The organism is Burkholderia sp. RS01, assembly GCF_039748055.1.
GTDB lineage: Bacteria > Actinomycetota > Actinomycetes > Actinomycetales > Micrococcaceae > Arthrobacter.
In genome coordinates, this window is record NZ_JBDLAK010000010.1 from 105540 (window position 1) to 119698 (window position 14159).

At 65.6% G+C, this 14159-nt stretch carries 13 protein-coding genes; 9 read left to right on the forward strand and 4 right to left on the reverse strand.

The window, feature by feature from the left end:
- Positions 1 to 89 precede the first annotated feature (89 nt).
- The 4 genes from ABFP37_RS11220 to ABFP37_RS11235 form a co-directional block, all read right to left on the reverse strand.
- Entirely contained in the window at positions 90 to 1283 is a 1194-nt protein-coding gene (locus ABFP37_RS11220; RefSeq protein ID WP_078029854.1) for an MFS transporter, read from the reverse strand.
- Between the two features lie 167 nt (positions 1284 to 1450).
- The gene (locus ABFP37_RS11225; RefSeq protein ID WP_078029853.1) at positions 1451 to 2194 is read right to left on the reverse strand and encodes a ThuA domain-containing protein; all 744 of its coding nucleotides are present in this window, start codon (positions 2192 to 2194) and stop codon (positions 1451 to 1453) included.
- Between the two features lies 1 nt (position 2195).
- Positions 2196 to 3290, reverse strand: a complete 1095-nt coding sequence (locus ABFP37_RS11230) for a Gfo/Idh/MocA family oxidoreductase (RefSeq protein WP_078029852.1) — start codon at positions 3288 to 3290, stop codon at positions 2196 to 2198.
- 51 nt (positions 3291 to 3341) lie between these two features.
- A complete protein-coding gene (locus tag ABFP37_RS11235; protein ID WP_078029851.1) occupies positions 3342 to 4574 on the reverse strand; it encodes an ROK family transcriptional regulator in 1233 nt (410 codons plus the stop codon).
- 185 nt (positions 4575 to 4759) lie between these two features.
- Here ABFP37_RS11235 and ABFP37_RS11240 point away from each other — a divergent pair, with 185 nt between their 5' ends.
- The 9 genes from ABFP37_RS11240 (at position 4760) to ABFP37_RS11280 (ending at position 14158) form a co-directional block, all read left to right on the forward strand.
- A complete protein-coding gene (locus ABFP37_RS11240) occupies positions 4760 to 5887 on the forward strand; it encodes a Gfo/Idh/MocA family oxidoreductase (RefSeq protein ID WP_078029850.1) in 1128 nt (375 codons plus the stop codon).
- Entirely contained in the window at positions 5884 to 6696 is an 813-nt protein-coding gene (locus ABFP37_RS11245) for a hypothetical protein (protein ID WP_078029849.1), read from the forward strand. The genes ABFP37_RS11240 and ABFP37_RS11245 overlap by 4 nt, the downstream gene beginning before the upstream one ends.
- Before the next feature lie 98 nt (positions 6697 to 6794).
- Positions 6795 to 8120, forward strand: a complete 1326-nt coding sequence (locus ABFP37_RS11250) for an extracellular solute-binding protein (RefSeq protein WP_185982344.1) — start codon at positions 6795 to 6797, stop codon at positions 8118 to 8120.
- A gap of 12 nt (positions 8121 to 8132) precedes the next feature.
- Entirely contained in the window at positions 8133 to 9107 is a 975-nt protein-coding gene (locus ABFP37_RS11255; protein ID WP_078029848.1) for a sugar ABC transporter permease, read from the forward strand.
- Positions 9107 to 10000 carry a carbohydrate ABC transporter permease gene (locus tag ABFP37_RS11260; protein WP_078029847.1) on the forward strand — a complete coding sequence of 298 codons (894 nt, stop codon included), beginning with the start codon at positions 9107 to 9109 and terminating at the stop codon, positions 9998 to 10000. The genes ABFP37_RS11255 and ABFP37_RS11260 overlap by 1 nt, the downstream gene beginning before the upstream one ends.
- A 68-nt stretch (positions 10001 to 10068) precedes the next feature.
- Positions 10069 to 10833, forward strand: coding sequence for a sugar phosphate isomerase/epimerase (locus ABFP37_RS11265; RefSeq protein WP_078029846.1), 765 nt, complete (start codon positions 10069 to 10071; stop codon positions 10831 to 10833).
- Positions 10830 to 11948 (forward strand): Gfo/Idh/MocA family oxidoreductase, encoded by a 1119-nt coding sequence (locus tag ABFP37_RS11270; protein WP_078029845.1) that lies wholly within the window; start codon positions 10830 to 10832, stop codon positions 11946 to 11948. The genes ABFP37_RS11265 and ABFP37_RS11270 overlap by 4 nt, the downstream gene beginning before the upstream one ends.
- Positions 11949 to 11958: 10 nt before the next feature.
- The gene (locus ABFP37_RS11275; protein ID WP_078029844.1) at positions 11959 to 13155 is read left to right on the forward strand and encodes a Gfo/Idh/MocA family oxidoreductase; all 1197 of its coding nucleotides are present in this window, start codon (positions 11959 to 11961) and stop codon (positions 13153 to 13155) included.
- Between the two features lies 1 nt (position 13156).
- On the forward strand, positions 13157 to 14158 hold the full coding sequence (locus ABFP37_RS11280; protein WP_347033628.1) for a sugar phosphate isomerase/epimerase family protein: 1002 nt from the start codon (positions 13157 to 13159) through the stop codon (positions 14156 to 14158).
- The last annotated feature ends 1 nt before the right edge of the window (position 14159 follow it).

Genomic DNA, 14159 nt, shown 5'->3' on the forward strand with positions numbered 1-14159 from the left:
GCTAATGACCCCAAAACCCAGGTTTGAGGGCATAAGCTGCCGGTTCGCGCTGTTGTGCGGGGGAAGGATGTACGACGGCGGCGCCCGCCTTAGCGCTGTTTCGGCACCTTCCGGACGGACAGCGTGGTTCCGAGGATGAACAGCAGAACGGAACCCAGGATGATCAGTAGCGGGCCGTCCCACGAACCTGAAACACCGTGCACATAACCCAGCAGCGTGGGCGCCCCCGCGCCGAAGCAGTACCCCGTCCCCTGGACCACCGCCGACATCCGCCCAGCCGAGGCCTGATCGCGCGCCAGTTTGATGATGGCGATGAAGATCAGCGTGATGCCGCCGCCCTGGGCGATCCCGCCGAAGGAGGACCACAGCCACCACAGCTGGGGAGCGAACAGCAGCCCCAGCGGCACGGTCAGCCACATGGCACCCAAGGTGAGGGCCACCGCCGTCGTACTGGCAAACCTGGCCACCAGCGGAACGCCCATTCCGCCCGCGATGGCGAGGATCTGGAAAAGCGACGACCCCGCTCCGGCGGCGGCCGGAGCCATCCCCAGCTCATCCGAGAGAAGGGTGGGAAGCCACGCGGTGACTCCGTAATAGGAAATGGCCTGCCCGGCGAACCCAGCGGTCAGCCCCACGGTGGTCCAGCGTGAGGCGGGGCGGCCCGCGGCGGGAGGGCCGCCCGATCCGTCGTCCGGCGCCGGAACGAAAGCCCCGCGGCCGGCCGCGAGGAGCCAGAAGCCGATGGCGGCGACGGCGAACACGGCGCTGGCGGCGAGGGCAGGGCGCCAGCCGGCGGCCTCGGCCAGGGGTGCCGTGACGACGGACGTGAGGAACGAGCCGATATTCAAGGCCGCCGTGTACATGCCCATCGCGGTGCCCTGGCGGCGCGGGGAAAAGTCCCGGCGGATGATGAGCGGCACCGCGATGTTGCCGATCGTGATGGCCACGCCCAGAATGACCGTGCCGAGCATGACCAGCGCACCGCCCCCGGCGGACCGGACCACAACGCCGGCAAGGACGCCCAGGAGGGTCAGGGTGATGGCCACTTCCGCGCCGAGCCGGCGGCCTGCCAGTGAGGCGAGGGGCGCGGCCAGGGCGAAGCACAGCACGGGAATGCCGGTCAGCAGCCCGAGTTCCACGGGCGAAAAGCCCAGGTCCTGCTGCATCGCCCCGGCCACCGGGGCTACCGCCACGAACGGACCCCGCATGTTCAGGGCGATCAGTCCGATGCAGGCGAGCAGAATCCAGCTGCTGGGGACCTTGGAGCCCGGGCGGGCTTTCATACGGCGGCGGGGGCGGCTGGCGGGTGCACGGTAAGCGGAGGCACGGTAAAGGGGCTCATCACTTTCATTGCTATCATGCCGCGGCCAATTCGATGGAAAAAGTCAGCGGGCAGGAGCGCATCGCTGCACTCCTGCCCGCCGGGGCCCTCGTCAGTTATTCAGCACGCTCAGGCCAGGTACCAGTCCCGCTGCGCGTTGGCCACCCCGGGCGCTTCCCGGAACTGCTTCGGCTGCGCCACCCAGCCGACACCGTTGGCGACAACCCGCTGGATCTGGGGCTGGTGGTAGACGGGATACTCCTGGTCGCCCGGGCTGAAGTAGAAGATCCGGCCCTTCCCGCGGGAAAACGTGACACCGGAGCGGAACACTTCGCCGCCTTCGAAGGAGCTGATGAAGATGAGGTCGTCCGGCTCGGGAATGTCGAAGAGCTCGCCGTACATCTCCTGCTTCGGGATCACGAGGGGGCTTTCCACGCCGGCGGCAATCGGGTGCGACGGCTTGACCGTCCACACGAGTTCGCGTTCGCCGTCGTTGCGCCACTTAAGCGAGCATGTGGTCCCCAGGAGCCGGGTGAAGATCTTGGCGAAATGCCCTGAGTGAAGGACGATCAGCCCCATGCCGCCCAGGACATGCCGCTGGACGCGCTCCACCACGTCATCGCTGACCTCGGCGTGGGCCACGTGGCCCCACCACAGCAGAACGTCCGTCGCGGCCAAGGTCTCCTCGGACAGCCCGTGCTCGGGGTCCGCCAGCGTGGCCGTGGTGATGCCGGAATCCGGGTAGAAGCCCTTCAGCCCGTCGGCGATGGCGCCGTGAATGCCCTTGGGGTACATCTCCGCCATGGTCTCCGGCTGGTTGCGGGCCTCATGGACGCCTTCGTTCCACACCAGGATGTTGAGTTTGTCAGTCATGTCAGAGCCTCACTTCGCGCTGTTCGAGGGCGGACTTGTAGCAGGCATCGAGCACCAGTGCGCGGCTCAGCGCCAGGGCGCCGTCGTGGGCGCCCCACACAGTCTCGCCCCCGCGGACGGCTTCCACAAAGTCTTCCACCACGGCCTGGTGTGCGCGGCCGGGTTCGGCCACCACTTCGTAGTCCGCGTTTTCGCCGTCCTTCTCCTTGAAGATGCGGAGGTCCGCAACGGGGGCGTTGGAGGCGCCGACGGCGCGCAGTTCGGCACCGCCGTCGGTTCCGTAGACGGTGAAGTCCATCAGGTCGTCTTCGTGCCGGTAGGCCGCCCAGCCGGCCTCGAGGATCAGCGTGCCGCCGCCCTCAAGGCGGATGAATGCCGACGCGAAGTCTTCCACTTCGAACTTGTGGGTCGCGTTCATCGCCGTGTACCGGGCATTGCCGCCGAGGCCGCGGTGGCCCAGTTCGGAGTGGGTGGACGCCGAGACGGACAGGACCTTCGGTTCACCGAGCAGGTGCAGGGCGTAGTCCAGGACGTGCACGCCGATGTCCGCCAGCGGTCCGCCGCCGGCCAGCGCGGGGTTCGTGAACCAGCTTCCCAGCATGGGGATGCCCTGGCGGCGGAGCCAGGATGCCTTGGCGTAGTACGGACGGCCGAGTTCGCCGGCGTCGATGATGCCTTTCAGTTTCTGGATGTCGCCCCGGCGGCGGTGGTTGAAGGCAACGTCCAGGACGCGGCCGGCCTTGCGCGCGGCCTCGACCATCTGCAGGCCCTCTTCGCCGTTGCGGGCGAGCGGCTTTTCGCTCAGGACGTGCAGGCCGCGTTCGAGCGCCGCGATGGCGATCGGCGCGTGCAGGAACGTGGGCACCGCCACGCTGACGGCGTCGAGTCCTTCGAGCTCGATCAGGTCCTCCCAGCGGGCGAACGTGTGGGGAATGCTGTACTCGGCCTTGAGACTGGCCAGGAGGTCCTCCTCCATGGCGGCCACGGCCACGAGTTCCACGCCCGCAATATCCTTGTAGGCCTTGATGTGCTGTTGACCGGCCCATCCGATGCCGACAACCCCGACCTTCAGGGGTGCTGGCTGCTGATTGCTCACGTTTCATGCCTCCGTTTCACTTCAGTCTGAATGTCGGTCTGGCTGTTCCGACTACCCCGTAGCCTGCAGCGTGGCCTCGATGACCGCCGGGGACAGCACATGCTGGGTAACCATCTGGCTCGCACCCAGTACGGCTGCCTGGTCTCCCGCCATGGACAGGCCGATGCGCAGGTGCGTGGTGGCAAGGGGCAGGGATCTCCGGTAAACAACTTCGCGCACGCCTGCCATGAGATGCTCCCCGGCCTGGCCAAGGCTGCCGCCGATCACAATGACGGAGGGGTTGAGCAGGTTCACCACCGTGGCGAGCACGTCGCCGACGTCCCGGCCTGCCTGGCGCAGCGCCTGGATGGCTGGCAGGTTGCCCGCGGCCACCAGGCGAAGCACGTCCCCTCCGTTTTCAGCCTTGAGCCCCTGCGCCGCCAGTGAATGGGCCACCGCCGGGCCCGAAGCCAGCGCCTCAAGGCAGCCGTAATTGCCGCACCGGCACAGGACCTCGTCGCCCCTGGGAACCCGGACATGGCCAAGGTCCCCGGCCGTGCCGTTGGCGCCGCGCTGCAATTCACCGCTGCTGATGATGCCGGCGCCGATGCCCGTAGCCACTTTGATGAACAGGAAATTGTCGTGCTCAGGCCAGTGGGCGGTGCGTTCGCCCAGCGCCATGATGTTGACGTCGTTGTCCACCAGTACCGGAACAGGCAACGAGCGCTGGACGTAGCGGACGACGTCAAACCCGTCCCAGCCCGGCATGATGGGGGGCTTCACCGGCATTCCGGTGGCGTGTTCCACGGGGCCGGGCAGCCCGATTCCGATGCCGGCAAGGTCCCCCGGCGCCCGTCCCGTCTCCGCGAGCAGCGACGTAGCCTCGGCGACAATCCGCCCCAGCACGGCCTCTGGCCCCTCGGCCACGTCCTGGGCCAGGCGCCGCTCCGTAAGAATGTTCCCGCCGAGGTCGGTGACCGCAATGATCACGTGCGTCGCCCCGACGTCGACAGCCAGCACTGCCCGCGCGGCCGGTTTGAAGGCAAACCGCGACGGCGGCCTGCCGCCGCTGGACCTTGCCTCGCCCGCGGGCCCAACCAGTCCGGAGGAAATCAGGGCATCTATGCGTGAGGCCACGGTGGACCGCGCCAGGCCCGTGGTCAGGGCCAGCTCGGCCCGTGTGCGGGCCTTACCGTCGCGCAGCAGCTGAAAAAGATCGCCTGCCCGGGAAAGACTCCCCGCACCTTCAGGGGCGCCGTCTGTTCCGGCTTCGGCGCCGGACACTTTTCCGGTCGTGGGATTCATGAATCAGTGATAGCACGAAGGGCTTATGCATGTCACGCCAAAGAAAGATTGTCGAGAATATCTCAACTTTTGCTTGACGATCGTCAAAAGTAGTTCTAGCTTGATGTGTGAGCGGTGTCACTCAGACGAGCCATCGCCAGAAAGTCCCAGCCAAACGCTCCAGCTAATACAAAGAGGTAGGCAACTTGTCGAGCCAAGCACAGGTATCACCGGCCCTCCTGGGTGTCGGCATTCTGGGCGCGGGACCTGTAACGCAGGCGATCCACCTCCCGTCCCTCGCACGGTTAGTGGATATTCTCGAAGTCCGCCACATCATGGACGTTGACCCTGCCGTGGCCGAGTCAGTGGCAGGCCGGGTAGGTGCACGCTTCAGCACAAGCGTGGATGAACTCCTGGCGGACCCGGCCGTGGACATCGTTGCCATCTGCAGCCCGCACCAGTTCCACGCAGCCCAGGTCATTGCGGCCTGCCGGGCCGGCAAGAAAGCCGTCCTATGCGAAAAGCCATTCGCCATGAACGGCGAAGAGGCAGCGGCCATTTCCGCCGTTTCCGCGGAAACCGGCGTACCAATCCTCGTTGGTGCCATGCACACCTTCGATCCGGGCTGGCTAGCCGCGGAGGAGGCCTGGGGCGACCTGCCCGAGCAGGTCCACACGGTCCGGTCCTCCATCGTGCTGCCGCCCAACCCGCGCTTCGAAGATTTCGCCACCGAGATCGTGGGCCGCGTCCCTGTGGAGGCCCGCGATTCTACCGATCCGGAAGTCATCAAGGCAATGCTCACCGGCGGCGTCATGGGCCTGGCCATCCACGACCTGCCCCTGGTTCGCCGTTTCACCCCCGACTTTGCGGCCGTGGAGGTCCTGCACGCTGAAATCGTTCGCCCGTTTGGCTATGTCATCTCCCTGCGGGCCGGAAACGTAGCCATCGAACTCCGCGCAGCGATGAACGGCACCTGGGAACCAGCCTGGGAGTTTGAGGCAATCGGAGATCACGCCGCACTGAAGATCGACTTCACGCCGTCTTACGTCCACGCCGGCTCGGCAACAGCGCGGATCAGGACGTCCGGACAGACCACAGTCCTGGGGCCCTTCGGCCACAACGGATACGAAGGCGAGTGGCGAAAACTGGCGGAGCTGGCCAACGGCACCGGCCAGCCGCCCTCGGCCGAAACTCTTATCCACGACCTTGAGTTTGCGCTGGCGATCGCCGAGGCCGCCGCGGGCAGGGTCGATACGGACCGCGCAAATACGGGCCGGGTTGATGCTGGCAGCGCCGCCAGCGAGACAACAGCAGAGCAGGAGATCAACGCATGACCACACAGCTTTCCGTGTACGCGGATCCCCAGGCCGAAGCCGCGGGTGCCGTACCCGCCGTCGTCGCTTCCCTTCCGCTGTCGCTCGCTCCCGCTACGGAATCCGCACCGGATGTCGTTGCAATTTCCGGCCATGCAGGGTGGACCGAACGGGCCGCCACTGCGATCCGGAACGATGCCAAGGGCGTGGTGGTTTCCGGCCCAGTATCCGAAGACCCTACCGAACTCACCGGCGTCGCCGACGCCGCCGGAGCCGTGGTGGTAATCGACCAGAAGTGGGCCGGAAACGCTGCCCTGGCGCCTGCCAGCGAAAATGTCCATAGCATAATCGCCGCGTCCGTCAGCGACGCAGTCCTGCTTGACTCGGTCGCCGTGGCCGGCCTCGGGACCGATCCCCTGCACCTGCTGACAGATCAGTTGGCCGTCCTGGTGCAGTGCGGGATCGGGGTGCGGAACCTGCGGATGGTTCAGCATAACGCAAGCGGCTACACAGTTGCCGGCGTTCTGGCCGGCGGAGCGCCCGTCGCCTTGCAGGGCATCCTCACATCTGTTCTGCCGACCACGGCAACCCTCTCGATTCTCACCTCAACCGGGCGTGCCGACGTCGTCCTTCCGGACCCGGCGGCAGCTTGGCCTGCCGTGGTCCGTGCCGTAACCAAAGAAGGAGCAACGACGCTTCCCACGCTGTATGAGTCCTCCCACCGGACCAGCTGGTCCAGGCTCCACTCAATTCTTTCTTCCGGGGCCGGGTCCAACGACCTGGCGCAGTTCACAGCAGTTATCTCACTCCTCAACCAACTCCGCAGTTAGACCGCCCTACCGCTCCACCTGCAGTTCCAGTCTCCATCCACTCATTGTCGAGAAGGACCCGGGCATCCAGTCACTCCGGGCCCTGAAAGGAAACCATCGTGTCTACCAAACCCTCCATCGCATCTTCCGCCTTCTCCCGGCGGGGGTTCCTGGGCTTCGCCGCAGCAGCGGCCTCCGTACCCCTCCTGGCCGCCTGTGGCGGAGGCTCCGCGTCACAGGGCGGCGGTGGAAGCGCCGGCGGAACCATCAAGTTCTGGGACATGCCGTGGGCCACCCCGGCGTACAACGAAACCGCAAAGAAGATCGCTGAAGGTTTCTCCGGAGCCAACAGCAAGGCCAGCTACCAGCTCATCCAGTGGAACAACTTCTACCAGACGTTCTCCTCGGCCATCGCGTCCAAGACCGGACCGGCAGTGTCCACCGGCGGTGGCTTCCAGGCCTTCCAGTTTGAGCAGCAGGGCCAGATCGCCTATGCCGACAAGGTCATCGAAGCACTGAAGAAGAACGGCCAGTTCGACGACTTCCTGCCGGGCGTGGTTGAGCCCTTCAAGACAGCCAAGGGCTACGTGGCGGTTCCCTGGCAGTTGGACATCCGTCCGCTCTGGTACCGCAAGTCCCTGTTCGAGAAGGCCGGTGTCGATGTTCCCAAGGACTGGGCAACCCTGCTTGAGGCCGGCAAGAAGCTGAAGAGTGTCGGAGCCGTCGGCTTCGCCACCGGCTCCGGTGCGGGCAACAACATCGGCAACCACCTCATGATCATGATGATGCTCAACAATGGCGGTGGCGTGTTCAGCAAGGACGGCCAACTGGACGTCATGAACGACCGCAACGTAGAGGCCATCGAGTTTATGCTCGAGCTGGTGTCCAACGGCATCATCGATCCTGCCGCGGTCAGCTACACCACGGACAACCTCAACGCCCAGTGGAAGGATGGCAAGGCCGCGTACGGCATGTTGACGCTGGGAGTTCCCGCCCGCGTCGGCGACACGTCCGGAGACATCGTTGTGGCAAGCCCGATTGCCGGCCCGCACGGGGACAAAGCGGCGCTGATCTTCCCGAACAACATCATGATGTACACGAACACGCCGTCGCAGGAAGCCTCCGAGGCGTTCCTGGTCTACTACATGGGCCAGCTGAAGGAACTGTGGAAGCAGAAGCTCATGAACGCCCTTCCGGTGTTCAAGTCCATCACCGAAATGCCCGAATTTACTTCCGATCCCAACAACGTGAAGATCGTCAAGGAATACGTGCCGATCGCCAAGACCTTCGCTTCCCAGGGCACGGCCCTGAGCGCCGACCTGGCGGCGTTGGACGGCGGTCAGGCCTTGAACCAGTTCACCCAGACCGTTCTCACCGGCAAGACCGATGCCAAGTCCGCTCTGCAGGCTTTTGAGTCCGGCCTCAAGTCAATTCTCAAGAAATAGGCGGCCAGCACCATGTCGTCCACAACAGCACCGTCCGGCCTCGCCCGGGCCCGTCGAGGGCTTGCCCCCGGCGGATCCGGGGGCGGGTCCCCGCAACCCGGGCAGAATCGCAAGAGCAAGCTCAGCGCGCAGACCAGCAGGACGTTCTTCTGGCTCCTGCTGCCCTCCGTCGTCCTGCTCGTCCTGATCCACGGCTACCCGCTCTTCCAAGCCGGCGTCCAAGCCACCCACAACGGCAACCTGATCCAAACCGGTGACTTCGTGGGCATCGAAAACTTCCAAAGCGTGCTGGCCTCGCCGGCGTTCTGGAAGGCCGCGCAGTTCACGCTGTTGTTCACCATCGTCGGTGTCTTCGGCTCGTGGGCTGTCGGACTGGGGCTGGCCCTGCTGTTACGGACCAAGATCCCGGCCGGCGGCACCTTCAAGGTCCTGCTGCTCCTGCCCTGGGTGGTCCCCATCGTCGTTTCCTCCACCGCCTGGAACTGGCTGGTGGCCACACCGGACAGCCTCGTCCCCTCCCTGTACCGCAACCTGGGCCTGGGCACTCCGCTGTTCCTCGCGGACCCCACCCTGGCCGCGGTCACCGTGATGATCTTCAAAGTCTGGGTCAGCTTCCCGTTCATGATGATGATGATCTCCGCGGCCCTGGCCTCCGTGGACAGCACCGTCTACGAAGCGGCCAGCATGGACGGCGCCACCCGCTTCCAGCAGTTCAGCCAGATCACCCTGCCGCTGATCGCCCGCTCCACCTACATCAGCTGGATCCTGATGACCATCTTCTGCGTCAACGACTTCCCCACCATCTACCTGCTCACCGGCGGCGGCCCCGTTGACGCCACCACCTCCCTCGTGGTCCTGGCCTACCGCACGGTCTTCCAGGACTTCACCACCGGACCCGGCGTGGCCATCGCGTTCCTCATGACCATGACCCTGGTGGTCATCTCCGTTCTTCTGTACCGCCAGATCCGAAAGTCGAGCGTCGAATAATGAGCGCAGTAGTCCACGCCCACCCCCAGTCCGGCCCCGTCCTCGGCGTCGCCGGCCCGGCCAAGAACAAACGCGTCCTCTCCGAAGCCGGCCACCGCGGCCAGTGGTGGCGCTTCACCGCCATCCTTCTCATCACCGCGATAGTCCTCGTACCCATCATGGTCACGGTGGTCCTCGCCTTCACCCCCGGCCCCAACAGCACAGCGACCGGCCTGACGTTCGAGAACCTCAGCAACGTCTTCTCCACGACACTGGCCGCCACCTGGCTGCAGAACAGCCTCGTCACCACCCTCTCCACCGTGGTGGTCTCCGTCGCAGTCGCAGCCCCGGCCGGCTACGTCCTCTCCCGCGGCCGCTCCAAAGCAGTCTCTGGCTACTCCCTGCTCCTGTTCGTCATGCAGTCCCTGCCTGTCATCACCTCCGTGGTCCCGCTCTTCATCCTGTTCGCAGCCATGGGCCTGGTGGACAACCTCATGGGACTGACCATCATCTACGTCGGCTCCACCATGACCGTGGCCACCTGGATGATGGCCGCCTACTTCGACTCCATCCCCATCAGCCTCGAAGAAGCCTCCTGGATCGATGGCTGCTCCGTCTTCGGCTCCTTCACCAAAGTCGTCCTCCGCAACTCCCTGCCCGGCATCCTCTCCACCGCGATCTTTGCCTTCCTGCTGGCCTGGAACGACTACCTCGTAGCCATCGTGTTCCTGCGCTCCAACGAAATCTTCACCCTCCCCATGGGCGTCCAGTCCTTCTTCCAGCAAAACAACACGGACTGGTCCGGAGTCATGGCCCTCGCGGTGATCATGATGCTCCCACCCGTCATCGTCTTCGCCACACTGAACAAATACTTCAGCGTCGGCGGCATCGGCGGATCCCTCGCCGGCCGGTAACCAGCTACCAGACGGCGCCGCCATCGGCTCTGAACCCTTTTTCGAACAAGCTCCCGCAAAGGAACCCCATGTCTTACTCACTTCAGCTCTACACCCTGCGCAATGCCGTCCAGGAGGACCTGCCCGGCACCATCAGGAAGGTCGCTGAGATCGGCTTCACCCAGGTTGAACCGTACAACTTCGTGGCCACGGCAGCCGAACTAGGTGCCGCCTTGAAGGAGAACGGCCTGACCGCCCCGTCTGGGCACGCGCCGCTGCTCAGCCAGGACCAGGATGAGATCTTTGCCGCCGCGAAGGAACTTGGCATCAGCACCGTCATCGACCCCTACCTGCCTGCCGAACACTGGCAGAAGGCCGAGGACATCCAGGCCACCGCTGCCAAGCTCAACGCGGCAGCGAAGAAGGGAGCTGAATACGGCATACGTGTCGGCTACCACAACCACGCTTGGGAACTGGAGTCCATCATCGAGGGACGCACTGCGCTGGAATACTTCGCCGATCTCCTGGACCCGGAACTGGTCCTGGAAGTGGACACCTACTGGGTTGCCGTCGGCGGCCAGGACCCGGTGGACATCCTGGCCAAGCTCGGGGACCGGGTGAAGTTCATCCACATCAAGGACGGCCCGGCCACCACCGACACCAAGGCCCAGCAGCCCGCCGGGCAGGGCAAGATCGCAGTGTGGGACGTCATCGGCGCCGCCAAGTCCCTGGAAGTGGGCGTCGTGGAGTTTGATGACTACTCCGGCGACATCTTCGACGGCATCGCCCAGAGCCTTGCCTTCCTGAACACCGGAGCGTCCGAAGGCGCCCAGTCCGAAGGAGCACGGGCATGAGCACCTCCTCCATGAAGCGGGGCCCGGTCGGCGTAGCGGTCATCGGCGCCGGCAACATCAGCAAGCAGTACCTGGACAACCTGACCGTGTTCCCGGACCTGAAGGTCCACGTCATCGCCGATCTCTTCGAAGATGCCGCGGCGGCGCGGGCGAAGGAATACGGGATCGCCGAGTTCGGCGGGGTGGACGCGGCCCTGAACCATCCCGACGTCGAAATCATCGTCAACCTGACCATCCCTGCCGCGCACGTGGAGGTGGCCACGGCCGCCGTCAATGCCGGCAAGCATGTGTGGACGGAGAAGCCCTTCTCGCTGGACCGGGAATCAGGGCTGGGGCTCCTCAAGGCCGCCGACGCTGCCGGACTGCGGCTCGGCTGCGCACCGGACACGTTCCTTGGCGCGGGGCTGCAGACGGCCCGGCGACTGATCGAGCGCGGCGACATCGGCACCCCGCTGACCGCCATGACCACGTTCCAGACCCCCGGGCCGGAATCCTGGCACCCGAACCCCGCGTTCCTCTTCCAGCACGGTGCCGGTCCCTTGTTCGATATGGGCCCGTACTACCTCACCGCGCTGGTCCAGACGTTCGGATCCGTGCGCAAAGTGGCAGCCATCGGCTCCAAAGCCAAGGAAGTCAGGGTCATCGGCTCCGGGCCCAAGCTGGGTGAAGAGTTCACGGTGGAGGTCCCCACCCATGTCAGCGCGATGGCACAGTTCGACGGCGGACAGTCCTCGCACAGCGTCTTTTCGTTCGAGTCGCCGCGGCTGCGGATGGGCTTCGTGGAGATCACGGGCACGGAGGCCACCATCTCGCTGCCGGATCCGAACTACTTCGACGGCGACATCAAGCTCTGGCGCGCCGGCGACGAAGAGTGGACGGTCATTCCCGCGACCGGCGCCGCCAACGGCCGGGGCATGGGCGTGCTGGACATGGCCCGCTCCATCCGGGCCGGGGTTCCGCACCGCGCCACGGGCAACCTGGCCTACCACGTGCTGGACACCATGGTCTCGATTTCCGAATCCGTTGAATCCGGCACCTTTGTCGACGTCGAAAGCTCCGCCCCTGCGTCGCCGGTCCTCCCCGAGGACTGGGACCCCACCGCTTCCACCCTCTAGGAACCAGGCCATGAACTCCCCCGAAAGCACGGACGGCACCAACCCGGACACCCTACCGCTGGGCGTTGCAATGATCGGCTATGCGTTCATGGGCAAGGCCCACTCGAACGCCTGGCGGAACGTTTCGTCCTTCTTCGACGTCCCGGCCTTCGAGCAGAAATTGCTCGTGGGCCGGGACGCCGCCCAGGTCGCCGAAGCCGCCGCGAAATACGGCTGGGCCGAAACCGCCACTGACTGGCGTTCGGTCCTGGAGCGGGACGACATCCACATCGTGGATATCTGCGCCCCGGGCTGGATGCACGCCGAGATCGCCATCGCGGCGCTCGAGGCCGGAAAGCACGTCCTGGTGGAAAAGCCGCTGGCCAACACCCTGGCCGAGGCCGAAGCCATGGCGGACACGGCCCGGTCCGCCCGGGAACGCGGCGTGCAGTCCATGATCGGTTTCAACTACCGCCGCGTGCCCGCCCTGGCCCTCGCGAAGGAGCTCATCGCCGAAGGCCGGCTCGGGACGGTCCGGCACGTCCGTGCCGTCTACCTGCAGGACTGGCTGGTAGACCCGGATTCCCCCATGACATGGCGGCTGAACAAGGAAACCGCCGGGTCCGGAGCGCTGGGCGACATCGCGTCCCACGCGATCGACCAGGTCATGTTCCTGCTCGGCGGCACCGTCACCGAGGTCTCGGGCCGGCTGCACACCTTCGTGAACAGCCGCCCCGGGGCGGACGGCCCCGAAGAGGTAACGGTCGACGACGCCGCCTGGGCGACGCTGACACTGGACTCAGGGGCCATCGCCTCCGTGGAGGTCTCCCGCATGGCCACCGGCCAAAAAAACTCCCTGAAACTGGAGATCTACGGGGACAAGGGCTCCCTCCTGTTCGACCTGGAAGCCATCAACGAACTCGGCTTCCTGGACGCCACTCTCCCGGTCCGGGAACAGGGCTTCCGGCGGATCCTGGTCAACGAACCCGAACACCCGTACATGGCTGCCTGGTGGCCGCAGGGCCACGTGATCGGCTGGGAGCACACTTTCACGCACGAAATCCGGGACTTCCTTACCGCGATCGACGGCGGCACCCAGCCCTCGCCGTCGTTCGAGGAAGGCCTGGCCGTGCAGCGGGTGCTGGCCGCCATCGAAGAATCCGCCAACGCCAAGTCCTCCATCATCCAGCTCACCGCCTCCCCCGTCCCCGCCATTGAAGGAGCCTGACATGCCCCGCCCGTACACCCTGTTCACCGGCCAGTGGGCCGACCTCCCGTTCGAGGAAGTCGCACGCCTGGCTTCCGGCTGGGGCTACGACGGCCTGGAAATCGCCGTTTCCGGGGACCACCTGGATGCCTGGCGCTGGGACGAGCCCGGCTATGTCGAGTCCAAACTCGCCGTCCTGGAAAAGTACAACCTCAAGGTCTGGGCCATCTCCAACCACCTCAAGGGCCAGGCCGTCTGCGATGACCCCATCGACTTCCGCCACGAAGCGATCGTCGGGTCCAAAGTCTGGGGCGACGGCGACCCCGAAGGTGTCCGCCAACGCGCTGCCGAGGAAATGAAGCACACCGCCCGGCTCGCCAAAGCCCTCGGCGTGGACACCGTGGTCGGGTTCACCGGCTCCTCCATCTGGCAGTACGTCGCGATGTTCCCGCCCGTGCCGGAAAAGGTCATCGAGGCCGGCTACCAGGACTTCGCGGACCGCTGGAACCCCATCCTGGATGTCTTCGACGAGTGCGGGGTCCGTTTCGCCCACGAAGTCCACCCGAGTGAGATCGCCTACGACTACTGGACCACCGTCCGCACCCTCGAAGCGATCGGCCACCGTCCCGCGTTCGGGCTGAACTGGGACCCGTCCCACTTCATGTGGCAGGGCATCGACCCCGTCTCCTTCATCTGGGACTTCAAGGACCGGATCTACCACGTGGACTGCAAGGACACCAAGCTCCGCCCCACCGGCCGGAACACCGTCATGGGTTCCCACCTGCCCTGGGGCGACCCGCGGCGCGGCTGGGACTTCGTCTCCGCCGGACGCGGCGACGTCCCCTGGGAATCCTCCTTCCGCGCCCTCACCGCCATCGGCTACACCGGCCCCATCAGCATCGAGTGGGAAGACGCCGGCATGGACCGCCTCCACGGCGCCCCCGAAGCCCTCGCAGCGCTCAAGACATTCGACTTCCCCGCCTCCCAGACGTCCTTCGACGCCGCCTTCAGCAGCAAGGACTAGG